19 protein-coding genes and 1 pseudogene are annotated in these 25083 nt (G+C 51.6%); 6 read left to right on the top strand and 14 right to left on the bottom strand.

From position 1 onward, the window contains the following. Positions 1–2: 2 nt before the first annotated feature. The 6 genes and pseudogenes from L4174_RS00385 to ftnA form a co-directional block, all read right to left on the bottom strand. Positions 3–1454, bottom strand: a pseudogene (locus L4174_RS00385) (ATP-binding protein). Continuing rightward, complete coding sequence (locus tag L4174_RS00380) at positions 1444–3624, bottom strand: transposase (RefSeq protein WP_248144572.1); 2181 nt, start codon at positions 3622–3624, stop codon at positions 1444–1446. The pseudogene L4174_RS00385 and the gene L4174_RS00380 overlap by 11 nt, the downstream one beginning before the upstream one ends. Further along, positions 3593–4420, bottom strand: a complete 828-nt coding sequence (locus tag L4174_RS00375; protein WP_248144573.1) for a TnsA endonuclease N-terminal domain-containing protein — start codon at positions 4418–4420, stop codon at positions 3593–3595. Before L4174_RS00375 ends, L4174_RS00380 begins: the two co-directional genes overlap by 32 nt. A 124-nt stretch (positions 4421–4544) precedes the next feature. Beyond that, positions 4545–5732: an NAD(P)/FAD-dependent oxidoreductase gene (locus tag L4174_RS00370; RefSeq protein ID WP_248144574.1), complete on the bottom strand. Its 1188-nt coding sequence runs from the start codon at positions 5730–5732 to the stop codon at positions 4545–4547. A 142-nt stretch (positions 5733–5874) separates the two neighbouring features. Further along, positions 5875–6213: a universal stress protein UspB gene (gene uspB / locus L4174_RS00365; RefSeq protein ID WP_248144575.1), complete on the bottom strand. Its 339-nt coding sequence runs from the start codon at positions 6211–6213 to the stop codon at positions 5875–5877. Positions 6214–6324: 111 nt separating this feature from the next. Continuing rightward, positions 6325–6852 (bottom strand): non-heme ferritin, encoded by a 528-nt coding sequence (gene ftnA, locus L4174_RS00360; RefSeq protein ID WP_248144576.1) that lies wholly within the window; start codon positions 6850–6852, stop codon positions 6325–6327. 242 nt (positions 6853–7094) lie between these two features. Between ftnA and L4174_RS00355 the strand changes: the two genes are divergently transcribed. Beyond that, on the top strand, positions 7095–7517 hold the full coding sequence (locus L4174_RS00355) for a universal stress protein (RefSeq protein ID WP_248144577.1): 423 nt from the start codon (positions 7095–7097) through the stop codon (positions 7515–7517). 124 nt (positions 7518–7641) lie between these two features. Beyond that, on the top strand, positions 7642–8514 hold the full coding sequence (locus L4174_RS00350) for a carboxylate/amino acid/amine transporter (RefSeq protein ID WP_248144578.1): 873 nt from the start codon (positions 7642–7644) through the stop codon (positions 8512–8514). A gap of 114 nt (positions 8515–8628) precedes the next feature. On the opposite strand, the gene fre is transcribed toward L4174_RS00350, so the two are convergent. From fre to trxA, 6 genes are all read right to left on the bottom strand, one after another. Further along, entirely contained in the window at positions 8629–9339 is a 711-nt protein-coding gene (fre, locus tag L4174_RS00345) for an NAD(P)H-flavin reductase (RefSeq protein WP_248144579.1), read from the bottom strand. Then, positions 9323–9619, bottom strand: coding sequence for a 2Fe-2S iron-sulfur cluster-binding protein (locus L4174_RS00340; protein ID WP_254589107.1), 297 nt, complete (start codon positions 9617–9619; stop codon positions 9323–9325). Before L4174_RS00340 ends, fre begins: the two co-directional genes overlap by 17 nt. Before the next feature lie 19 nt (positions 9620–9638). Further along, positions 9639–11111: a 4-hydroxy-3-polyprenylbenzoate decarboxylase gene (gene ubiD, locus L4174_RS00335; RefSeq protein WP_248144581.1), complete on the bottom strand. Its 1473-nt coding sequence runs from the start codon at positions 11109–11111 to the stop codon at positions 9639–9641. A 140-nt stretch (positions 11112–11251) separates the two neighbouring features. Then, on the bottom strand, positions 11252–12310 hold the full coding sequence (locus tag L4174_RS00330; protein ID WP_254589106.1) for a hypothetical protein: 1059 nt from the start codon (positions 12308–12310) through the stop codon (positions 11252–11254). 146 nt (positions 12311–12456) lie between these two features. Next, positions 12457–13722, bottom strand: a complete 1266-nt coding sequence (rho, locus tag L4174_RS00325) for a transcription termination factor Rho (protein ID WP_036750450.1) — start codon at positions 13720–13722, stop codon at positions 12457–12459. Positions 13723–13924: 202 nt separating this feature from the next. Continuing rightward, positions 13925–14251: a thioredoxin TrxA gene (gene trxA, locus L4174_RS00320; protein WP_248144583.1), complete on the bottom strand. Its 327-nt coding sequence runs from the start codon at positions 14249–14251 to the stop codon at positions 13925–13927. Between the two features lie 113 nt (positions 14252–14364). Between trxA and rhlB the strand changes: the two genes are divergently transcribed. Both rhlB and gppA read left to right on the top strand, forming a co-directional pair. Continuing rightward, positions 14365–15669: an ATP-dependent RNA helicase RhlB gene (gene rhlB / locus L4174_RS00315; protein WP_248144584.1), complete on the top strand. Its 1305-nt coding sequence runs from the start codon at positions 14365–14367 to the stop codon at positions 15667–15669. Positions 15670–15683: 14 nt separating this feature from the next. Continuing rightward, complete coding sequence (gene gppA, locus L4174_RS00310) at positions 15684–17180, top strand: guanosine-5'-triphosphate,3'-diphosphate diphosphatase (RefSeq protein WP_248144585.1); 1497 nt, start codon at positions 15684–15686, stop codon at positions 17178–17180. Positions 17181–17248: 68 nt separating this feature from the next. Here the strand turns inward: gppA and prlC are convergent, their stop codons facing one another. Beyond that, positions 17249–19291, bottom strand: a complete 2043-nt coding sequence (gene prlC / locus L4174_RS00305) for an oligopeptidase A (RefSeq protein WP_248144586.1) — start codon at positions 19289–19291, stop codon at positions 17249–17251. A gap of 192 nt (positions 19292–19483) precedes the next feature. Between prlC and L4174_RS00300 the strand changes: the two genes are divergently transcribed. Both L4174_RS00300 and gorA read left to right on the top strand, forming a co-directional pair. After that, positions 19484–20323 carry a 23S rRNA (adenine(2030)-N(6))-methyltransferase RlmJ gene (locus L4174_RS00300; protein ID WP_248144587.1) on the top strand — a complete coding sequence of 280 codons (840 nt, stop codon included), beginning with the start codon at positions 19484–19486 and terminating at the stop codon, positions 20321–20323. A gap of 164 nt (positions 20324–20487) precedes the next feature. Beyond that, complete coding sequence (gene gorA / locus L4174_RS00295; RefSeq protein WP_248144588.1) at positions 20488–21843, top strand: glutathione-disulfide reductase; 1356 nt, start codon at positions 20488–20490, stop codon at positions 21841–21843. Positions 21844–22007: 164 nt separating this feature from the next. On the opposite strand, the gene L4174_RS00290 is transcribed toward gorA, so the two are convergent. Next, positions 22008–25004 carry an amino acid adenylation domain-containing protein gene (locus tag L4174_RS00290; protein ID WP_248144589.1) on the bottom strand — a complete coding sequence of 999 codons (2997 nt, stop codon included), beginning with the start codon at positions 25002–25004 and terminating at the stop codon, positions 22008–22010. Positions 25005–25083: the final 79 nt, after the last annotated feature.

Raw genomic sequence — 25083 nt, 5'->3', positions numbered from 1 at the left:
CACTAACTAAACGTTTCTAAAGGGTCATCACATAACAACCCCGAATAACGAAGGCTTTCAATCGGGTCACTATCTTGGGCTGCTCGTTGAATAAGAGAGGTATCCAAGACCCTATCTATCAAATCTTCAGCTAGCCCAACTTCAGTTAATGCTTCAGCAAACTCTGGGTGGTGTGGACGAGTAAGATCTCCTGGAATTGTCACGGGCTTAGACTGTGTTTTAACGACTTCTTCCTGCGTACGGCCCTCACCTATATCACCATTTGGATCTGAGTTTCTTCCTTCTCTATTTCTTTTTAAAATAGAGAGCCTTTGCTTTTTCCTCAGCTCTTCCGTAAGTGTTTTCGTCAGGCGTACGGCTATACTAGCACCAAGCTCAAGTACCTCTTCAGTAATCCTCTCATCAGATGAACCTATAATGGCTTTTTGAGCGGCGTAGTAAATGCGAACAGCCAAGTCCATATTCCCAGCAGACAACGAGTAAAGTCTATTACTCAAGCTAGGGGTCAATGGCGTCGCAACATTCGTCCACTGTAAACACCAAAGTTCATCAACAAACAACTCCCATTCATCGTCATTTTTCATTAGCTCTACGTTGAAATAACCACTGCTTTCCGCTCTTCGCGCTGATTTAAAGCTTTTACTTAACAATGTGTCAAACGGAGGGTTGGCACAAAAAAGTAACGGTATTCCTAGATTATTGACTAAGTTATGCAGGAATCCCAGAAGTCGATCAGCACCGCCAGCTTTGGCGAGATTTAGGTTTTGCATCTCATCAATAACAAGGACACCGAGAAAACTGGATTTCATTTTAGCTTCAATTTGCTCTAACAATAGAGCAATGGTTCCCGCTGGTTTAGTTGGAGGAAGACTTAGTTTTCGATCGATTTGCTCTAAAATGCGATGGCAGAGTCCCTTCACACTTGAATCATCAGGACAATCTACTTTAATCCAAACAACTTGCGGAATTGCTAATACTTTATTCTGGTAATATCGGTGTTCGATGACATCTGGAAAGCAGTTGAGCACTTGTTCAAGCATGCATGTCTTTCCTACACCGCTTTCACCTATGATTGTTATACCGCTGCCCTTCGGTTTAAAAAAACCTGTTCTCGGTTCAACATCAGGACGACTATCAGATGAGTAATGAAGGTAATTCATCGTCGTTGGTGACAATGGGTTTTTTGCTGAATATCCCTCCTAAATCGCCATTTCAATAGCCCTAAAGACATCCAAATAGAGTGGAAGAGGCTGCCTCAGCTCTTTCAGTCGAGTAAGGTACTCTAACCTTTCAATCTCTTCTAATTTCGTTTCATCAAGGTTTCGTTCAGGATAATTACTCAACTTTACAACTAATTCAGAATCACCCACTTTGGGTGGTAAAGCTTCAATTAAGGGGTTACCTCGGTGCTCTGGCAAAATAGCTTCATGGTAACTAGCGTTTTCACATCTCATTATCATTAACCTTTTTTCGCTTTAGCATCGATATTACTTTTTTCTTTTTATTATCAATATACTCACCCGATGAACCAGATTCCATATTCTGCTCTGTCAGACTAGATTGAGTGTCACCATCCTCAAGCCTTTGTGCGAGAATAGCTTCCCGCCTTCTCGCTTTCATGCCCTTTGTTCTCTCAGATTTTGAGCTAAGTGATGGAGCTAATGCAGCTTCCTCTTTTGCATTTTGGATAGTCTGATTTCTTCTCTGGTGACGCTCTATCGACTTCGCTGTTGGTCTGGCTTTTTTCTGCTCTAATTTAAGCCAATCTTCAAAATACAAAATATCTGCTTGGTGCCTATGGGAAAAGTTAGCTGATTCTTTCATCAACTTACACCGTGTAAAACCGCTTTCTTCTTCAAGCCTGACATATATAAAGCTAGAGTTATCATGATCAATCAGTGCATCGAGAGGCCATGACCCATGATTTCTAGCAATGACCTTCCAACTATCAAAACTAGGGTGACCCGAGTCGTAGTACATTTGGTCATTAAGTCTAATACCTTTACCCGTCATGGTTACTTTAGTGGCAGGTAAAAGACGAGCGCGAACATGCGCTTCATCTGCTCTACTCAAAGCATGCTTCTGCGCTTTCACATGTAGATTCCAATAATTAAAGGGGGTTGGAGGAAGTCCTGATTCTATAAGTAACGTGCTCTGCTTGGCCAAGTCTTTAAATATTGAGCTGTTATGCTCCAATACTGCATCAATAAGTAGCTTCGTTACGTCCCTAAGTGTTAATGCTGCATCTAATCTCGGGTCTCTATCACCTCTAATATAGTGTCGCCCCTTAGTTGTCCCCAACAGTTCATGAACTAGCTTTTCATTCAAAATATTGAAGCGATGCTCAACTATCCCTTTCAACTCAGCTCGGTAAGGCGGCGCAATACTCAAGTGACCAATCAGTGGTACCGCGAGGTTCTCGGCATCTTTGCAAATGAACTCTCCTCGGTCACAAAGTAACCGCTGAGGGATATGATGACATGGCCAATCCGTTTCATCTATTTCAATACCAAACTCAGCACAATACCCTTTCTTTGAAGTAAAACTGTTAATTAAAGCCTGTCGTCCCGCTCTCCATGAAGCGTACTCCATTGAAACATGAAGCCCCACTATCATCCGACTCTCTTTATCCACCACACAGTAAACTGTTGGCCTACCTAAAACATGATTCCTCTGAAAGTCCGAAACAATATGAACATCTAAAACCGTTGCATCCAGTTCAAAGCAACTACCAGGAACTTCTGTATGATCAGTCGCGGCCCCCTTCAAACTACGTCGATTTCGTTCAAAATCACCCTGATTGGTCTGCTTACGAATCAATGTATGTGCTGGGATTAGTTTCTTAACCCAATAAACAAATGCTCTATAATTTGGCACTCTTGCATCTCTAGACTCAGATTCCGAAGCGATTAATTCATCTGCATAGTATTCTTTGAGCATTTTGTCATAGACTCGGCTGTATCGGATTTTTTCACCTTTGAGACCGAACCGCTTCATTGCTTTAAGAAACAAAGCCTTATCAGCTTCGGTAGTATTCACTCCTATAGGAGCATCTATACTAGGACTTGATAACTGTACTGGTGAGCCACGTTTTACTTTACCAGCAGCCCTAGTTTTCCCTCTCCCTCCTGAGTTCTTGTAGCTTGGTAAAAGTGCATTTCTCTCTTGGCCATACTTCCAGTAGAGATTCAGTGATCTATATATATTCTGTACATATGTGTTGTTCGCCTTTGCGTGCTGCGAAACCAAGGTACTGCGAGGTTGGTCAACTAGATTAAGTAAAAAATCAGAAGAAGAAACTAAGTCTACGATCAGTGAGTATTTCTCATTTCTTTTGGCGAGATGACTCTCTGAAATATCATCTTCAGATTGCAGTTGGTAATAAGGCAATTCATACAGGCTTTGCTGAGCTTTACCGACTTTTATTGCCTCACTAAAAAGCTCAAAAGCTAGTTTGATTGGCCGTTGCAAAGCCTTTGATTCGACCAAAGGAAACAAGATGATAATGCGATCCGCTGTATGCTGCTGTAAAACTCGGTATAGGCCATCATTGAGACCATCCAAGCTTTCAATTTGCCAAACACTATTTAGCTCAACTTGCTGCATGTTGCTTTGAATTTCCATCTATCTTGATTTCCATGATTTCAATCATCCCTGATAGGACGATAGGGCGAGACAGGTCAACTGTTACTTCTTTGTCAGCCAACAGAGACTTTAACAAAATCAAGGCATCATCTTGCGAAATGCCAATTTCATGAGAAAATGTTTCACAGATTTCATTCAATTGCATAGTTCCGATCGTCAACAGACGTTTGGCCACATCTCTAAATTCATTCGGTGTTGATGGGTATTTCTTGCGTTTAGCGTCTGTAATCCATTGAATATTCTTGGACTTAATCTGATTAAGCTCCGATAGATAAAATATGTGAAAAGGGACGCCAAGCAACTCCCACCACACCCGCTCTATATCTAGTTTTTCGGCTGTTCTTTTGTCAGACAGTTTTTCTCTTGGTTTAACACATACAGCTTCATACCAAACCCTTTGACCATCACTACAGGTTAAAAGGAAATCGGTGGTCATGATGACAGGATCTTTGGTGACAGGGTGTTTCGGGTGCTCAATACCAAGTGATTGAGCGATTTTTAATGAGAGGGAGAGAGGAAGCAAAGGAAACAGCTCCCGGATGTCTATAACTGAATCAGAAAACTCAGCCAAGTAGAAAAAACACGACTCTTGTTCCGATAGGGTATGGTGACTTCGACCTGATTTTAATCCTTCAATCTTACCGCTATGACCATGAGATTTAACATCTTGAACTCTTATCCAAGGTGTATAACTGGCTCCCTCACCTAAACCATAACTCTGTTTCAAAGCTCGCTTGAAGTCAGCGAGCTTCTCAAGTTTTCTTCGTCCAGCCACAACATATACTCAATCCAATTCGATACAGTATATTATAGTCTAGTGTACAAACTTTATTATTCCAAAATGGACCTTTGTACAAACTTTATCGACAGTGTACAAACTTTATTGTTCCTAAACATTTTCACACATGCTGACCGGCGACAAAACCAGAACTCCAGGCCCATTGGAAGTTGTAGCCACCAAGCCAGCCGCTGACATCCATCACTTCGCCGACAAAATATAATCCCGGCACCGTTTTGGCTTCCATGGTTTTCGACGACAGGCCGTCGGTATCCACGCCGCCGAGGGTGACTTCAGCAGTGCGGTAACCTTCGGTACCGTTCGGGGCAATTCGCCACTGATGGAAATAATCGTGAAGTGCCTGCACCTCTTTCGGGTTCAGTTGCTTGAGTGGCTTGTCTTCAATATCACCACGTTCAAGCATGGCTTCGATCAGACGTTTCGGTAGCAGTCGGGACAGAGAATTCTTCAGGCTCTGGTTCGGATGCTTGTCGCGCATAGCCTGCAGGGTTTCATCCAGACTCAGCGTCGGCAGCAAATCAATCGAGACCGCCTGCCCCGGTTTCCAGTAAGACGAGATCTGCAAAATTGCCGGGCCAGACAGGCCCCGGTGTGTAAAGAGGATGTTTTCTTTAAAACTGGTGCCGTCTTCTGCGGTGACGACCGCAGGCACGGCAATCCCGGACAGATCAGCAAAAGCGTCTTTATCTTCGACATGCAGCGTGAACGGGACCAGTCCGGCCGTGGTCGGCACCATCTTGAGACCAAACTGCTCCGCGACCTGATAACCGAAAGGCGTCGCACCCAGTTTCGGCATCGACAGGCCGCCGGTCGCGATCACCAGAGATTCACAGTGCACGGTGTCGGTATTAAGCATCAGGGTGAAGCCGTCATCGGTTTGGGTAATGTCATGCACATCGCAGCGGTAACGCTGCTGAACCGTTGGCAGGTCGCATTCTTTGAGCAGCATCTCCACAATGTCTTTAGCAGAATCCAGACAGAACAGCTGGCCATGGTCACGCTCTTCATAGGCAATCTCATATTTAGACACCATGGCGATGAAATCCCACTGGGTATACTGGGCCAGTGCAGACTTGGCAAAATGCGGGTTGCGGCAGACATAGTTCCCGGCCGTCACATCGTAGTTGGTGAAGTTGCAGCGACCACCACCGGAGATCAGGATTTTCCGGCCCGGCTTCTTCCCGTGATCCACGACTAAGACAGAGCGCCCGCGCTTACCCGCCTCAGCGGCACACATCAGCCCGGCGGCACCAGCGCCAATCACCACTACATCAAACTTCTCTGCCATTGTCTTTCCTGCTCTGCGACCTGTGCGTAAACCAAAGAAAAAGGATGCGGTAACCCATCTGGTTACCAGGCATCCTTTTCTAGTGCGCGTATTTTACTCATCTGTCGCCGGAATACCAATCTCAGAAAGTGGGTGGCAGAAGTCAGATACCGAGATAGGCGACCACGAAGATGGTAATCAGGAAAACCATCAGGCTGGTGCTGGCGAGAACAAACAGCTTGCGTACCTTTTCGCACTTGGCCATGAATATTTCATCATGATGCTTCTGGTACTGCTGACTGCGGATATAGTGGAAGAGCCGGATCTGCTTGTTCACATTCCCCTGAGAGGAGAAAAAGCCCCGGCCGTCAACCTGCTGATATAAGAGCGGATCGCATTCACGCATGACCACCAGCAAGGTTTTCAGCGTACTGACGTAACGAGAAATGTTGATAATGGCCACTAAAAACAGTGCCATGAGGATTGCATCGCCACTAAACATAGTACCCCCCGAACAACGGCTATTGTTCAATGCTGGCCGGGATAAGCCGGGGGCTGCAATCCACAGCGGCGAACTTTCGGAGAGGAACGCCGCCGTGATCCCCAGTGCCTGTCAGCCGGCCTGCTGACCCATGACAGAGCTGGATTCCTGCTTCGCCATGGCGGCAAGATCTTTATCGATGAAGAACAGAGCTTTACCGTCTTCACCAACCAGTTCGATCTTGTCCAGAATACCTTTGAACAGTTTCTCTTCTTCGTGTTGTTCTGCAACATACCACTGCAAGAAGTTAAAGGTTGAGTAGTCCTGAGTGGTGAAAGCGACATGTGCCAGCTTATTAATACATCCAGTGATCAGACGCTCATGTTCGTAAGTGGCGCGGAACACTTCACCCAGAGAACCAAACTCATGCTGCGGTGCTTCAATGCTGCCCAGAATCGGCATCGCACCCGTCTCGCTTACATAGGTAAACAAACGCTGCATATGTTGCATTTCTTCTGCCGCATGCATGCGGAGAAACTCTGCCGCTCCTTCAAAGCCCTTATCTTCACACCAGGCACTCATCTGCAAGTACAGGTTTGATGAAAAGAACTCCAAGTTGATTTGTTCGTTCAGTTTATCAACCATTGCTTGAGCTAGCATCGCACTACTCCTTTCCTAATCAAGTGTAATCAACACATTGTCACTATGCATAACTGAGTTTGCAACTCACCTGACAAGGTATCATGCTTATCCTGACGGCAAATCATAAAAAAGCTAAAAAGATCCAACTGCTTGGCTACAGAGCTCGCAGAATTTTCCGTCGGTGTACGCAATGAGATCAGCACAGCATTTTTCCCGAATACGCCATGCTAGCATACAAAAAACATACAGGAGAGCAGGTTATGACCTATCAACATATTTTGGTTGCGGTTGATTTATCTGAAGACAGTCACATTCTGGTCAGCAAAGGCGCAGCACTGGCGCGGACACTCAATGCCAAGCTGTCGTTGATCCACATTGATACCAACTATGCCGAACTCTACACCGGTCTGATTGATATCAATCTGGCTGAAGCTCAGTTCCGTATGGCCGATAATGCGAAGGAACAGCTGCAGGAGCTGGCTAAAAAAGCAGAACATCCGGTCACGCATACCTTTGTCGGCAGCGGTGATCTGAGCGATGAAATCTGCAATATCATCAAAGAGTCGGATGTTGACCTGATGATCTGCGGCCACCATCAGGATTTCTGGAGCAAAATCCTCTCCTCCACCAAGCAACTGATCAACCACACCCCGGTTGACCTGCTAATGGTCCCGCTACACTAAGTCTTTGCTCTGGCTGACGACTGTGAGCGTCAGCCAGTCTCCCGCAACATCAGACCAGCCCACCCATTGGCTCAGCACTGATTTCGGTTACACTAGGCGGCCGAAATTCAAAGGACACTGTCAAATGGGATACTTAACTGCGATAACGCTGCTGTGGGCGTTTTCTTTCAGCCTGATTGGAGTCTATCTGGCCGGACAGGTCGATGCCTGGTTCTCCGTCCTCACCCGGGTCGCTCTGGCTGCACTGGTCTTTCTGCCATTTCTGCGTCGCCAGCACCTGACACTGAGACTGTCACTCAAGCTGATGGTCGTCGGGGCTTTCCAGCTCGGGATCATGTACTGCTTCTACTATCAGTCTTTCCTCTATCTGACGGTTCCGGAAGTACTGCTGTTCACCATCTTTACGCCAATTTACGTCACCCTGATTTACGACCTGCTTCAGCGCCGCTTCTCGGCCTGGTATTTGGTCACTGCGGTCATTGCGGTACTGGGTGCTGCGGTGATCAAGTTTGAAGGCATTAACGAAAACTTCATTCTCGGTTTCCTGATTGTTCAGGGGGCAAACCTGTGTTTCGCCATCGGCCAGGTGGGCTACAAGGTGATTATGGAAAAAGAACAAGCCGATCTGCCTCAGCATACTGTTTTCGGTCTGTTCTATCTCGGTGCAGCCTGTATTGCCCTGCCGATGTTTCTGATATTCGGCAACATGGAAAAACTGCCGACCACCAACACTCAGTGGAGTATCCTGATCTATCTGGGGATTGTGGCTTCAGGCCTGGGATATTTTATCTGGAACAAGGGGGCAACCCTGGTCAATGCCGGGGCGCTGGCCATCATGAATAATGCACTGGTGCCTGCGGGTCTGATCGTCAACATCGTGATCTGGAACCGGGATGTCGACTATCCTCGTCTGCTCATCGGGGGTGCGATTATTCTGCTGTCACTGTGGATCAATGAGACCTGGGTGAAACGCCGGGTCGCTGCAGCACATGCCTGATCAGCATTGCTGAAATACAAAACCACCTCGCCATCGGCACTGGTTTCGTGAGAACAATAAAAAGCCCCTGCGATTGAGGTAATCACAGGGGCTTTTTTATTCATACTGAACGAATCAGATAAAGGCGTAAGCATCCGCGAACATCCGCTCACGGTCTGCACCTTTCTCAGCGGTGAATAGTTCGCGGGCAGCGCCAGCCATTTCAAAACGGCCACAGATATAAATATCGTACGCAGACAGGCTGACAAAATCCTCGCTGACAGCTTCCAGTACGTTCCCAAGCTTGCCCTGCCAGCCTTCAGGGGCAGTTTCAACCACAGGGACATAAGTCAGATTCGCGTGTTTGGATGCCAGCTCAACCAGCTCATCATGAGCATACAGCTGACAATCATCACGACCGCCCCAGTACACAAAGATTGGCTGGGTCATGCCCCGGCTCAGACAGTTATCCAGCAAGCTGCGAACATAGGAGAATCCGGTGCCACCTGCAATCAGCAGCAAGGGTTTAGTGCTGTCTTCACGCAGCCAGGCATCACCCATGGGCGCTTCAATGTCGAACAGCTGGCCGTCTTCCATGGCCTGACGCATGGCCTCAACCACCTCAATGGCAAACGGGTTATGATCCGCAGCACCAATGTGCAGCTCCAGCTCCTGGCCACGGCAAGGACTGCTGGCAATGGAAAACGGACGCTTATCCTTTTCACCCATGACCGCCAGCAGATACTGGCCAGCCTTAAAATCTACCGCCTGCTGAGGCTTCAGCAGGATACGGTAGGTATTGCATGCCAGTGACTCGACTGACTTCACTTCACATTGAATCGACATTCTGTTCCTCGTTATCCATAGTCAGTACCAGATCGCTGCGGGCCATCGCCAGGCAAGGGAAAATCCATCCGGCAGCCTGCTCTTTCCCGGTCAGCATCGGCGCCAGCTGATAGGCCACCTCGCCCGACAGTTTACGACACAGGCAGCTGGCGCAGGCCCCGACCTGACAGCGGTGGGGAAAGGCAAGTCCTGCCCGGCGTGCCGCACTCAGCAGGGTTTCTTCCTCACCGGCATTGAAGTCAACCTGTTCTGGCAGCAGTCTGATCCGGTACGTTGTCATGACTTGTTTTCTCTGGCTGCTATTTCGCCAGAATTCCCAGCTCATCCCAGAGAGCATCCACCTTCGCAACCACTTCCGGGTCCTTCACGATAGGCGTGCCCCATTCGCGCTGAGTCTCACCTTCCCATTTGTTCGTCGCATCCAGCCCCATTTTGGAGCCCAGTCCGACCACAGGCGACGCAAAGTCCAGCGAGTCAATCGGGGTGTTTTCAATCATCACCGTATCCCGCGCCGGATCCATCCGGGTGGTAATGGCCCAGATCACATCGTTCCAGTCGCGTGCATTCACATCATCATCACAGACAATCACGAACTTGGTGTACATAAACTGGCGCAGGAAGGACCATACGCCCATCATTACCCGCTTGGCGTGACCCGGATACTGCTTCTTCATCGTCACCACAGCCATACGGTACGAACACCCTTCCGGCGGCAGATAGAAATCAACAATTTCCGGGAACTGCTTTTGCAGGATCGGTACGAATACTTCATTCAGCGCCACGCCCAGTACCGCAGGCTCATCCGGCGGGCGGCCGGTGTACGTGCTGTGATAAATCGGGTCTTTGCGCATGGTGACATGAGTGACAGTAAATACGTGGTGGCGCTCCACCTCATTGTAATAACCGGTATGATCCCCATACGGCCCTTCATCCGCATACTCGTTGGGATCAATATAGCCTTCCAGCACGATTTCTGCGCTGGCAGGCACGTCCAGATCATTACTGATGCTCTTCACGACTTCCGTTTTGCTGCCCCGCAGCAGACCCGCAAACGCGTACTCTGACAAGGTATCCGGCACCGGGGTCACCGCACCGAGAATGGTGGCAGGATCAGCACCAAAGGCGACCGATACCGGGAATTTTTCGCCCGGATGCGCCTGCATGAATTCCCGCAAATCCAGTGCGCCGCCGCGGTGAGCGAGCCAGCGCATGATCACTTTGTTCTTGCTCAGTTTCTGCTGACGATAGATCCCGAGATTCTGGCGTTTCTTTTCCGGACCACGGGTGATGGTCAGACCCCAGGTCATCAGTGGTGCCACATCCCCCGGCCAGCAGCTCATCACCGGGATCTTATCCAGGTCAACCTCATCGCCCTGCCAGACAATCTGCTGGCACGGTGCTTTGCTCAGCCGCTTGGCCGGCATATTCAGCACTTGTTTAAAGACCGGCAGTTTATCGATGGCATCGCGGAATCCCTTTGGCGGCTCCGGCTCTTTCAGATAGGCCAGCAGCTTGCCGACTTCCCGCAGCTCCAGCACATCTTCGCGGCCCATCCCCATGGCCACCCGCTCTGCGGTGCCGAACAGGTTTGCCAGCACAGGCATGTCGTAACCCACCGGATTTTCAAACAATAATGCCGGGCCGCCCGCACGCAGGGTACGGTCACAGATTTCCGTCATCTCATACCGGGGATCGATCGGCTGCTTGATACGCTTGAGTTGCCCACGCTCTTCCAGGTAGGCAATGAAGTCGCGCAGATCGTTGAATTTCATTCCTGCACCCTATCTGTCAATTCGCCCGGCCCATTCAGCAGACCGGGATGAAAATAGGACACATTATATACGTCTCATGACCAAGATGCTTGTTTCGTGGGAAATTATTGACCGTTCGTTATTTCAATACGCCAGAGCCACTAAGGTGCTGATGCGGACAAGGCCGTTTCAAGGTTTCGCTTCAGGGTATAACTTTTCGATCCGGCCGCCAGCTTGGCTAACCAGCCGGAATGGCCCTGACTGACCAGCTGGCTGGCCACCAGCCCGCCATCTTCCGGCTCCGACAGCTTACTGAGCAGAAAAACCTCCACCCGACTCGGTAGTGGTTTCAGCGTAGCGAGTGCCTGGTATGCCTGATCCTTCAGCGACGGATTCCGTGTCGCTTCAATCAGCTGGGTAATGGCTGCTGGCTTAGGCAGCAGATCAATTAAGCGATTGAGTTCTGCGCGACTGTAACGATCGGTCCGGCGTCGCCAGAGTTGCTCATATAATCCCTGATCACCGCTGATTTCTGCCAGCCGGGACAGCAGGCCGTTATCCGGCAACCATAACAGATGCCGGTCAGACAGAAATTGATCGGCCAGATAACGTACGCCGGATTCAGACAGTTCAGATAACTGGGCCAGTGCAATATCACGCCGAGTCCGCTGGGTGTTCAGTTCATCCCCCAGCCAGTCGGTCAGCACCAGCGTGCCGGCTTCAACTTCGCGGACAAAGCGCTGCGCCAGTTGTTCACTTTCCCAGTGTTGTAGTAATTGCCGGGCCTGAGGGCCGTAGTTGAAAGCAGATCGGGTTACCGTATAGCCGTCGCCCTGCTCTGTCAGGGTAAACCGGGGATTGCGGGAGGCCAGTGTTTCCAGCCAGCCAATCTTTTGTTCATCCAGTTGCTTGAGGCTTTGCGCGTAATCCACCAGCGCAGCACGAAGGGCTTCCTGTTCCAGCACAGGAAAATCGGTCAGCTGTTGATCCAGCCGGGAAATCTCACTTTCACGGTAGAGGTTTTTAAGCGGTTTCAGTTCAGATGTGATAGCTTCAGTCACCTGCCGGTATTCCCGCTGACTGATTTCATCAGCCTGAACCGGTAAGGCAAGCCAAGCCATCCACAACCCGAGCCACATGCCCCATCCTTGTCGCATGTCGTTATCCTCAGTGCCATCACCGGCACGTGTTATCGTCAGATAAGTTATGAGAGCCGCCATCCTGGCAGGCCTGCTCCGTTGTGAGTCACAACCATTCATACCGCATGAATTGAATGCTGTATAAAACAGTTTGATGAATATTATCAGCAATAAAAAACGCCACACAAGGTGGCGTTTTTGTGAACTGTGATGTGAAGCCAGAGATATCAGGATTTCTGGCGACGCATGGCCTCGAAGAACTCGTCGTTGGTCTTGGTCATCGACAGTTTGTCGATCAAAAATTCCATACTGTCCGTTTCGTTCATCGGGTGAACAATCTTACGCAGGATCCACATCTTCTGCAGCTCATCCGGCTTCGCCAGCAGCTCTTCACGACGGGTACCTGAGCGGTTGAAGTCAATCGCCGGGAAGACACGCTTCTCAGCAATCTTACGGGACAGGTGCAGTTCCATGTTACCTGTACCTTTAAATTCTTCGTAAATCACTTCGTCCATCTTCGAACCGGTATCCACCAGCGCAGTCGCGATGATGGTCAGGCTGCCGCCCTCTTCAACATTCCGGGCCGCACCGAAGAAACGCTTCGGACGATGCAGGGCGTTTGCATCCACACCACCGGTCAGAACTTTACCGGAAGATGGCACCACGGTGTTGTAGGCACGTGCCAGACGCGTGATGGAATCCAGCAGGATCACCACGTCTTTTTTGTGCTCAACCAGACGCTTGGCCTTTTCGATCACCATTTCTGCAACCTGAACGTGACGGGAAGCTGGTTCATCGAACGTTGAAGCAACCACTTCGCCTTTGACCAGACGCTGCATTTCGGTGACTTCCTCAGGACGTTCGTCAATCAGCAGCACCATCAGCTCACACTCAGGGTGATTGTAGGCAATGCTCTGCGCAATGTTTTGCAGCAGCATGGTTTTACCCGCTTTCGGCGGTGCCACAATCAGACCACGCTGACCTTTACCAATCGGTGAGGCCAGATCCAGAACACGTGCGGTGATATCTTCAGTAGAACCGTTACCGCGTTCCATACGCATACGGTCGTTTGCATGCAGCGGGGTCAGGTTTTCGAACAGGATCTTGTTGCGGGCGTTGTCAGGTTTATCGTGGTTAACTTCGTTGACTTTCAGCAGGGCAAAGTAGCGTTCGCCGTCTTTGGGTGGTCGGATTTTACCTGAAATGGTATCACCGGTACGCAGGTTGAAGCGGCGAATCTGGCTTGGCGAGACATAGATGTCATCCGGGCCGGCCAGGTAAGAGCTGTCTGCGCTGCGGAGGAAGCCAAAACCGTCTTGCAGAATTTCCAGAACCCCGTCGCCGAATATGTCCTCACCACTTTTCGCGTGTTGTTTGAGAATGGCGAAGATAATGTCCTGTTTTCTCAAACGCGCCAGGTTTTCGAGTCCTAAGCTTTCGCCGAGCGCAACCAACTTGGAAATAGGCTGGTTCTTCAGTTCTGTAAGATTCATAGTGGTGGGTTTCTTGTCAGTCAAATTAGGGGTTCTATAGGTTAATTGAGAAAAGCTTTGACCAATGGGGCTGGTCAAGAAATGAACTGTCGTATAATTTACGTGCAATAACTTAGCACTAAAGCCAGCGTCCGTCTAGTACGCTGAAAAGTCACCGCGCACAATAAAGTATTGTACGCGGCACAGGTCTCAATTCTGCTAATTACAGATTAGCGTCCAGAAACTCTTTCAATTGCGTCTTAGACAGCGCGCCCACTTTGGTCGCTGCCACTGCGCCGTCCTTGAACAGCAGCAGGGTCGGAATACCGCGGATACCGAACTTCGGTGGCGTCGCAGCATTGTGATCAATGTTCAGCTTACCAATCGTCAGTTTGCCTTCGTATTCTTCTGCGATTTCGTCAAGAATAGGCGCGATCATCTTACATGGTCCGCACCACTCGGCCCAAAAATCGACTAAAACAGGGCCTGCAGCGTTAATCACATCGTTATCAAAACTTGCGTCTGTCAGCTGCACAATCTTGTCGCTCATCTTCCACTCCAATGGTTGATTTTCAACGCTGATTCTATTTTAACCAGCAAATCGATGCCCTATTTGAATTGAATACGTTTCGTATTGCAACCCTAAGCTGATATTCTATACGAATGAAGACGACTCATATCACAGAGCAAAAATTTGCCGACCTGGGGCTACACCCTCAGGTTTTACAAGGGCTGGAAGAGAAAGGGTTCCATTATTGTACCCCAATCCAGGCCCAGGCATTGCCGGTAGTGCTCTCCGGCCGTGACATTGCCGGTCAGGCGCAGACAGGGACTGGCAAGACCCTGGCTTTCCTGACGGCCACCTTTAACCATCTGATGCTGACGCCAGCACCTGAGGAGAGAAAGACCAATCAGCCCCGTGCAATCATTATGGCACCTACACGGGAACTGGCAATTCAGATATACAACGATGCTGCGCCACTGCTAAATAGCACCGGCCTGACCGCAGGTCTGGCTTACGGTGGCGAAGCGTATGAAAAACAGAAACAGCATCTGGAAAACGGCGTCGACATTCTGATCGGCACCTGCGGCCGGATCATCGACTTTTTCAAACAGCGCGTGATTGACCTGAAAGGCATTCAAGTGGTGGTTCTGGATGAAGCCGACCGGATGTTCGATCTGGGCTTTATCAAAGATATCCGCTTCCTGTTCCGCCAGATGCCAAACCCGAAAGCACGCCGGAACATGCTGTTCTCAGCAACGCTGTCTTACCGGGTGAAAGAGCTGGCGTTCGAGCACATGAACACCCCGGAAAACGTTGTCGTTGAGCCGGATCAAAAAACCGGTCACCGCATTCAGGAAGAACTGTTCTATCCGTCAAATCAGGACAAAATGCCCCTGCTGCAGACGCTGATTGAAGAAGACTGGCCGGATCGTGCAATTATTTTTGCCAACACCAAGCACAGCTGTGAAAACATCTGGGCACACCTGGAAGCCGATAATCACCGCGTCGGACTGCTGACCGGCGACGTGCCGCAGAAAAAACGCGTGCGCATTCTGGAACAGTTTACCCAGGGCGAGGTCGACATTCTGGTGGCGACTGATGTGGCTGCACGAGGTCTGCATATTCCTCAGGTAACGCATGTGTTCAACTACGATCTGCCTGACGATGCCGAAGACTACGTACACCGGATTGGCCGGACGGGCCGTGCAGGAGCCAGTGGTCATTCCATCAGCTTTGCCTGTGAAGCCTATTCGCATAATCTGCTCGCGATTGAAACTTATATCGAGCATACCATTCCACGTTCGAATTACGACCCAAGTGCAATGCTGGAAGACCTGCCGCCGCCGGTCAAAGTTCAGCGCGCACCGCGTCAGGGCAGCCGTCGCAGCAGTGGATCCCGTCAGGGTCAAGGACAACAGGGACGTCAGCGGAGCCGCCGCCGTTCTCCACAGAAAACGCAGTAACTGAAGAAGACGCTATGGAAAGTTGTGTCGTATCCCCACTGTATGCAGCCATCGATCTGGGCTCTAACAGTTTCCATATGTGGATCGTGCGTGAAGTGGCCGGCAGTGTGCATACTCTGGCGAAAATCAAACGCAAAGTCCGCCTGGCAGCTGGCCTGAACAGCCAGAATGAACTGAGTCAGGAAGCCATGCAGCGCGGCTGGGAGTGCCTGTCACTTTTTGCTGAACGCCTGCAGGATATCCCGGCCGAGCGGATCCGGATTGTAGGCACGGCTGCGCTGCGCACAGCTGTGAATGCTGACGACTTTCTTTCCAGAGCTACGGCTATCCTCAATCATCCGATCGACATCATTCCGGGAGAAGAGGAAGCCCGCATCATCTATCAGGGTGTCGCACATACATCCGGCGGACTGGGTAAGCGACTGGTGGTCGACATCGGTGGCGCCAGTACCGAAGTCATTATCGGCGAAGGTTTTGAAGCCCGGGCGCTCACCAGCCTGAAGATCGGCTGTGTCACCTGGCTGGAAGGCTATTTCAAAGACCGCCACCTGACGACCGAAAACTTCAGTGCCGCAATTCAGGCAGCCAAAGAAGCGATCGCGCCCATCGTCGAGCCTTACCGTGACCTGAGCTGGGATCATTGTGTCGGTGCCAGCGGCACCGTACAGGCACTCCAGGAAATCATGGTTGCTCAGGGTATGGACGAGCTGATTACGCTGTCCAAACTGAAAAGACTGCAGCGTCAGGCGATGCAGTACGAGCGCCTGGAAGATCTGGATATTGAAGGTCTGACGCTCGAGCGTGCACTGGTCTTTCCGAGTGGTCTTTCCATTCTGATCGCCCTGTTTGAAACCCTGGAAATCCAGACCATGACACTGGCTGGCGGTGCCCTGCGCGAAGGTATGGTATACGACATGATGAGCCGGCAGATGCGCCATGATGACGTGCGTACCCGAACGCTAAGCAGTCTTCAGTATCGTTTCCAGATTGATGCCGAACATGCCGCCACGGTGGCAGAAACAGCCATGACCCTGCTGGATGACTGCCAGCCTCTGTGGCAAACCGATGCCCAGACCCGCTCGCTGCTCCATGCCAGTGCCATGCTGCACGAAATCGGCACCGGGATTGGCTTCAAGCAAAGCGGCGACCACGCCGCCTACCTGATTCAGCATCTGGATCTGCCGGGTTTTACCCGCGCCCAGAAACACCTGCTGGGGGAAATGCTGCGCCGTTACCGCGACAACCTGACCAGCCTGCCGGAGCAACATGCCCTGCCGGCCGCGAATGCAGTCCGGATCCTGCGCCTGCTGCGGCTGGCCGTGATCCTCTGCCACCGCCGCGACAGTCAGCACCAACCACCGGCCCGTCTGTCTGTTGACGACAGTCAGCTCACTCTGGAATTACCGCAAAGCTGGCTGGCAGCCAACCCGCTGACCGATGCTGAATTGCATCAGGAAGCACACCGCCAGACCGATCTGGGCTGGCCGCTGCACATCAGTCAGACCAGTTGATCAACATCGTCTGACTCACATGAAAAAAGGCTCCCGAGGGAGCCTTTTCAGTTTCAGCACAGCAGTGCTTAACCAGTAATACCGCTGTGACGCAGTAATGCATCAATTTTCGGCTCCCGGCCGCGGAAGCGTTTGAACAGATCCATCGGCTCTTCACTGCCGCCGCGTTCCAGCACGCAGTCCAGGAAGTCTGCGCCGGTCTGCGCATTGAAGATCCCTTCTTCCTCGAAGCGGGAATAGGCATCAGACGACAACACTTCAGCCCACAGGTAGCTGTAGTAACCGGCACTGTAGCCCCCGGCAAAAATGTGGCTGAAGCTGTGCGGGAAACGTCCCCATTCCGGACTCGGCACCACAGAGACCTTCTGCTTGATAGACGCCAGCGTATCCAGCACCTGTGCGCCGATTTCCGGATCGTAATTAGTGTACAGACTGAAATCGAACAGGCCGAATTCCAGCTGACGCAGCATGCCCATCGCCGACTGGAAGTTCTTGGCTGCCAGCATTTTTTCCAGCAGTTCAGACGGCAGTGGCTCTCCGGTTTGATAGTGACCGGAAATGAAGGCCAGCGCCTCTTCTTCCCAGCACCAGTTTTCCAGGAACTGGCTTGGCAGCTCAACCGCATCCCAAGGCACGCCATTGATGCCGGAGACTGCTGATTCATTCACCTTCGTCAGCATATGATGAATGCCGTGGCCGGTTTCATGGAACAGAGTCACCACCTCATCATGGGTAAACAGCGCCGGTTTATCACCGATCGGCTTGTTAAAGTTGCAGGTCAGGTAAGCCACCGGACGCTGCAGGCTGCCGTCCTCACGCACACGGCGCACGATGCACTCATCCATCCAGGCTCCGCCGCGCTTGTGCTCTCGGGCGTAGAGATCCAGATAGAAGCTGCCGCGCAGCTCGCCGCTGGCATCAAAGATATCGTAGAAACGTACGCTCGGGTCCCAGACATCCACGCCTTCACGCTCAGTCACGGTCATGCCGAAGACACGCTTGAGCACTTCGAACAGTCCGGACACCACTTTGTGTTCCGGGAAATAAGGACGCAGCTGCTCATCAGAAATACTGTAACGATGCTGCTTCAGTTTTTCGGCATAGTAAGCAATATCCCACGGCGCCAGTTCTTCTGCGCCGAATTCCTCCCGGGCAAAATCACGCAGCTCAGCCACTTCCCGCTCCCCCTGAGGTTTCGCACGGGCAGCCAGATCGTTCAGAAAGCCCAGCACCTGCTCGGTCGATTCGGCCATCTTGGTCGCCAGTGATTTTTCACTGTAGGTATTGAAACCCAGCAGGCGTGCCAGTTCATGGCTGAGCTTGAGTTTCTCTGCGATGATCTCGCTGTTGTCCCACTGACCGGCGTTCGGACCCCGATCTGAAGCACGGGTGACGAATGCTTCATACATCTCGCGACGCAGTTCGCGGTTGTCTCCGTAAGTCATCACCGGCAGGTAAGACGGGATCTCCAGTGTCAGCAGATAACCGGTTTCACCTTTGGCTTCCGCCGCAGCTGCAGCGGCCTGCAAGGCTGACTCAGGCATCCCGGCTAACTCTTTTTCATCTTTGACCAGCTTGGTCCATCCCATGGTCGCATCCAGCACATTGTTGCTGAAAGTCGAGGACAACTCAGACAGTCGCTTGCTGATTTCACCATAGCGATGCTGTTCTGCCGCAGGCAGGCCAATGCCCGACAGCTCAAATTCTTTCAGTGCATCCGTGATCGCTTTTTGTCTTGCTTTCGACAGTTCAGCAAATGACTCGCTCTGACGAATGCTTTTATAAGCTTCATACAGACCTTTGTGCTGTCCCAGCCAGGTGCTGTATTCCGACAGCATCGGCAGGCAGCTTTCATAGGCTTCACGCAGTTCCGGGCTGTTCTTCACCCCGTTGAGGTGACCGACCGGCGACCAAATACGGCCCAGGCGATCATCCGCCTCCGCCAGTGGCGCACAGATGCTGTCCCAGCTCGGCGTCTCACCGCTGGCCAGAACTTCTTCTACCTTGGCCCGGCAGTCTTTGATGGCCTGCTCAACGGCAGGAAAGATGTGTTCGGGTTTGATTTGTGAAAACGGCGGCAGATCCGTCATGGTCAGTAGTGGGTTCGACATCAGCGTATCCTTTTTGAAGTGATTCCAGAATAAATGCGTCTGAACGACGCCTTTTTCAATCCCTTAGCGCAATTTTGGCGGGCTGCATCCTCTATTTTAGTGGCAAGCTTTGTGAACAGGCCACATACACGCTGGATATTCCGACTGATTCGGCGATAATAGCGCCCTTCACCGACTATCACAGAGTGACCCATGCTGAGTTATCGCCACAGTTTCCACGCTGGCAACCATGCCGACGTGCTCAAGCACATCGTCCAGAGCCTGATCCTTGATGCCCTCAAGCAAAAGGACAAAGCCTTTGTCTATCACGACACCCATTCAGGGGTCGGCCGCTATGATCTGCAGGACGAGCGCAGCGAGAAAACCGGTGAGTTCCTGCAGGGCATTGCCCGCCTGTGGCAGCGCGACGACCTGCCCGCCGAGCTGGCTTCTTATCTGGATGCAATCCGGGTCCTAAATCAAGGTGAATCCCTGCGATACTATCCGGGTTCACCGAAAGTGGCCCGGGCACAAATCCGCGAGCAGGACCGCATGGTACTGACTGAGCTGCACCCGACCGATTTTCCGTTGCTGTTGCAGGAATTCCGCGGCGACCGTCAGGTCCGCATTTATAAAGAAGACGGCTTTGCCCGCCTGAAAGCCAGCCTGCCACCGAAAGAACGTCGCGGACTGGTGCTGATCGACCCGCCGTATGAGCTCAAACACGAGTACATGGACGTGGTGAAAGCCATTGACGAAAGTGTCAAACGCTGGGCAAACGGCACCTATGCCATCTGGTATCCGGTGGTTTACCGCAGCAACATCGACGCCATGCTGGAAGGGCTGGAAGCACTCGGGATTCGCAAAATCCTGCAAATCGAGCTGGGTGTTGAGCCAGATACCGAAGAGCGCGGCATGACCGCCTCAGGCATGATTGTCATCAACCCGCCCTGGAAGCTGGAAAGCCAGATGGAAACCCTGCTGCCTTGGCTGCAATCCGTGATTGCCCCGACGCGCGGCCACACCACCCTGCGCTGGGTGGTGCCGGAGTAATCGGCAATCACACACCAACCGGTGACCAACCGCACTATCCGGTCACCGGTCTCCTTTCCCTGAAAGCACATCCCAGGCGTCCATTTCGCCGCACCTAGCATCTGACGGTGACTTAGGTATACACTGTCCGCCAGCTAAGATTCCACAGCATAGAGAGAAAAGTCATGGCAACGCATTTTGATTACATCTGTATTGGCGGCGGCAGCGGCGGGATTGCATCGGCAAACCGCGCAGCAATGTACGGCGCGAAAGTCGCGCTGATTGAAGCCAAAGCCCTGGGCGGGACCTGTGTCAACGTCGGCTGTGTGCCGAAAAAAGTGATGTGGCACGGCGCTCAGATTGCAGAAGCCATGCATCTGTATGCCAAAGACTACGGCTTTGATGTGGAAGTGAAAAACTTCAACTGGTCTACCCTGGTTGAAAGCCGGGAAGCCTACATCGGCCGTATCCACCAGGCGTATGAAAACGTCCTGGGCAATAACAAAATTGAAGTCATTCACGGCTTTGCCAAGTTCGTTGATGCCAAAACCGTCGAAGTGAACGGTCAGCAGTATACCGCCGACCACATCCTGATCGCCGTGGGCGGTGAGCCGACTATTCCGAACATTCCGGGCGCCGAGCACGGCATCGATTCCAACGGTTTCTTCGAGCTGAACGCACAGCCAAAACGTACCGCCGTGATCGGTGCTGGCTACATTGCCGTTGAGATCGCCGGTGTGCTGCATGCGCTGGGCACCGACACCCACCTGTTCGTCCGTAAAGAATCGCCGCTGCGCAGCTTCGACCCGATGATTGTCGAAACGCTGGTGGAAGTGATGAACAATGAAGGCCCGACGCTGCACACCCATTCTGTGCCAAAAGAAGTAGTGAAAGAAGCCGACGGCAGCATCACCCTGCACTTCGAAAACGGCGAGTCTCATAACACCGACCTGCTGATCTGGGCCATCGGCCGTAACCCGGTTACCCACAAAATCAATCTGGAAGCGACCGGCGTTGCAACCACTGACAAAGGCTACATCAAGGTTGACGAATACCAGCAGACCAACGTGCCGGGCATCTACTGCGTGGGCGACATCATGGAAGGCGGTATCGAGCTGACGCCGGTGGCTGTCAAAGCAGGCCGTCAGCTGTCTGAGCGACTGTTTAACAACAAGCCGGACGCCAAGATGGATTACAAGCTGGTGCCAACCGTGGTGTTCAGTCACCCGCCAATCGGCACCATCGGCCTGACCGAGCCGGAAGCCATCGCTCAGTACGGCGAAGACAACGTGAAAGTGTACAAATCCGGTTTCACCGCCATGTACACCGCCGTTACCAGCAACCGCCAACCATGTAAGATGAAACTGGTGTGCGCCGGTCCGGAAGAAACCGTGGTCGGCCTGCACGGCATCGGCTATACCGTCGATGAAATGATCCAGGGCTTCGGCGTCGCCATGAAGATGGGCGCAACCAAAGCCGACTTCGACAGCGTGGTTGCCATCCACCCAACCGGCTCGGAAGAGTTTGTGACCATGCGTTAATAGGCGCTTCCAGCAACTTAAGCCTGAAAATAAAAAGAAAGCTATACACTGTCCTTGGTGTATAGCTTTTTTACTGGCCTGCGTTCACACCTTCATCGGCTCATTCATCTCGGCCATCTCTCAATTGTCATCAAATATGTCTGAACGGACGTACAAAGCTGACATTACGCCAAAGACAAGTCTGCTGTCTCTGCCCGGATCGACTGTTCCAGATAACGCCTGAGCAACGCCTGGTTAAAAACCGGTTCCTGAATGTGGCTGCCTTGCAGGAAACGCTTCACGTTGCGGCAGTCCCACTGATAGGTTTTCTGATACAGCTCAACCGTCGACTGTCCCTGATACACCCGATCTTTGAACATGCTGAGCAGCGGATAGAGCGGCATCCCAGGTTCCGATTCCCACAACGCCAGCCAGCTCCGGTAAGGCAAGACCTGAAAATCGGTGCCACAGGCTTGCCCCAAACGACGGAAGAATTCCGGAAGCTTCAGGTTGTTCGTTACTTCATGAACCAGATTAAACTTCAGCGACAGTGCTTCCGGGTTCCGGCTGATATGTGCAATGACAGCGGTCATGTAATCCACCGTGGTCAGGCCCTCATGAAAATCTCTCAAATCCGGCACACAACCGGTCTTCAGACAGGTTTTTACCAAGCGTCCCCACCACTGATAATCTGCAGTCACCCCGGTTTGGCTGTGCGTCGTCGCATAACCCAGCCGAAAGGTCATTAACGGCAGCCCCTGTGCCGCGGCCAGATCCGCGACCTTTTCCATCACCCATTTACTGCGCACATAACCGATATCCTTCGCCACTGCCGGCAGATTCTGGTCGATGTCATCCGCTTCATACATCACGGTTTTGCCGGTGAATAGGTGTCCCCAGCTGTAAACCGAAACCGTCGACAGCAAGATCAGAGGCTTGGTTCTTACGCTCGATGCAAACCGGATGACTTCTTTCAGCCCCTGCACATTGTCATGCTTCATATAGGAATACGGCTGGATGAAATTCACGGCACTGGCCGAGTGATACACCAGATCCACCTGCTGACATAAGGCTTGATATTGCTCTGAGTCCATTGAGAAATCAGGTTCAGCCAGATCACCCGCAACAGCCTGAATCCGCCGTCGCTGTGGTTCTGTCAGTTCGATCCGGTACTGCGTCAGGACAGAGAGCAGCCGGGCCATCGCAGTTTCAGCGGACGTCGCCCGCACCAGGCAGACAATCTGACTGGCGGTCGTTCGCAGCAATTCCGCCAGCAGATGAGAGCCGACAAAACCCGTCGCTCCGGTCAGCAGGATGCTCTGAGGTGCGATGATCTGCTTCAGCTCAAACATCGGATTGATCTGCACATCCGGTGGCAAATTCACGTCCTGATGCAGTTCGCGGACGGGCTCGCTGTCCACTTCCGATGGTATGGCGCCTGCTCTGCGGGCCATAGCATGCGCCAGCTGCTGTAAGGTCGGAAAATCGTAGATATCCCTGACGTAGGTCTGAACCCCCAGTCGGTTGCTGATCAGCATCGCCAGCTGCACGGCCTGTAAAGAGTCGCCCCCGACATCCAGAAAAGCATCGCCGGGCAAAAACGTCCGGTTTCCAAGCAATTCGCACCAGATCGCAGCAATCTGAGCCTCCGCCTCAGACAGATGAGACATGTTAGCTTCTGCTTGTTCCAATTGTGCGAGGTATTGATTCAGCAGTTGTTGCTTGTCGATTTTGCCATTGGAAGTCAACGGGAAATGCATTACCGGTACAATCGCGGCAGGCTGAAAATATTCAGGCAGCGACTTGTCAATCTGTTGCCGGACCGAGGCAATCAGCGCCGAGCTCTCTTTAGTGTCGGCAAGCAGAAACACCAGGATTTTCTTCAGAGCTGGATTGTCCGCATGGGCAACTAGGGCAACTGCCTGTTTGACATCCTCCAGCTCCTGAATCACCCCTTCCAGCTCGCCCAGTTCAATCCGGTTGCCACGGATTTTGACCTGATCATCCAGCCGGCCTAGATACTGAATCCGTCCATCCGGCAACATGCGTGCCCGGTCGCCACTGCGGTACAACCGCTGATCGGACACCCGGGGCAGCCGGACAAACTTCTCTGCGGTCAGTTCAGGGGCATTCAGGTAACCCGCCGCCAAACCGGGACCGGCAATGCAAAGCTCTCCCGACTGACCGGCTTTGACTTCCTGTTGGTCGGTGTCGAGAATGAAAACTTCAGCGCCTGCGATCGGCCGGCCAATTGACTCCGGCTGTTGCAAACTGCGGCACGGCACCTGCTGGCAGGTTGCAAAAATTGTCGCTTCTGTCGGACCGTAATAATCAATCAGGGTGTAGTTCACCCCGGATAAATCCACCGGACTGAGTTTTTCACCGGCCGTAAACAGATAACGCAGCACCAGATGCTCTGGCTGAGGCTGCGAAACGATCGCCTCGATATAGACCGTGGGCACAAAAGCATGCGTGATTTGCTGATCCGCGAAAAACTGCAACAACTGATCAGGCTGCTGACGAATCGCTGGCTCCGGAATAAACAGGGTCGTCCCGGAAGTCAGTGCCGACCAAATTTCCCACTGAGACACATCGAAGCTGATCCCGGCAATCCATGGCATCCGGGCGGCTGCCGTCATGTCAAAATGCGTGTTATGCCAGGCAACCACATTCTGTAAAGCCGAATGTGGGATCATCACACCTTTCGGACTGCCTGTGGTACCTGAAGTGAAAATGATATAAGCCAGATCATCCGGGCTGATGTCACTTTTCTCGTGTTCCTGACTCATCATTTCTTTTGCTGTTTCTATATTGATGAAACAGTAAGGCACAAAGTCTGACGTCAATTCTGAAAATAAATCCGTGGTCAGAACAACGGTTGCATTCACCTGTTCAAGAATATCCTGAATTCGCCGTTGCGGATAAGAAGCATCCACCGGAATATAACTTGCCCCCGATTTCATGACAGCTAGAATACCAATGATTAAATTGGGCGTTCGCTGCGCAATAATGGGAACCATCTGACTGGCTCGCACGCCTTTTGCTTTTAAAAAGTAACAAAGCTGATCACTGAATTCATGAAGCTGCTGAAAGGTGAGCTGCTGATTTTGATACACCACCGCTGTTTTATCTTTATTTTCAGATAATTGCTGATAAAACCCATCCAACACAGTCCTAGCCATAATAAGCACCTGAAAGATTTCGCAAAAATGCACAGACAGAGATTAAAACCAGCCCTCTTCTTCTCTGCCGCCCCATTTG

The sequence above is a fragment of the Photobacterium sp. CCB-ST2H9 genome (assembly GCF_023151555.2).
Lineage (GTDB): Bacteria > Pseudomonadota > Gammaproteobacteria > Enterobacterales > Vibrionaceae > Photobacterium.
Note: the sequence above shows the minus strand (reverse complement) of the source record. Positions and strands in the feature narration are given on the sequence as shown.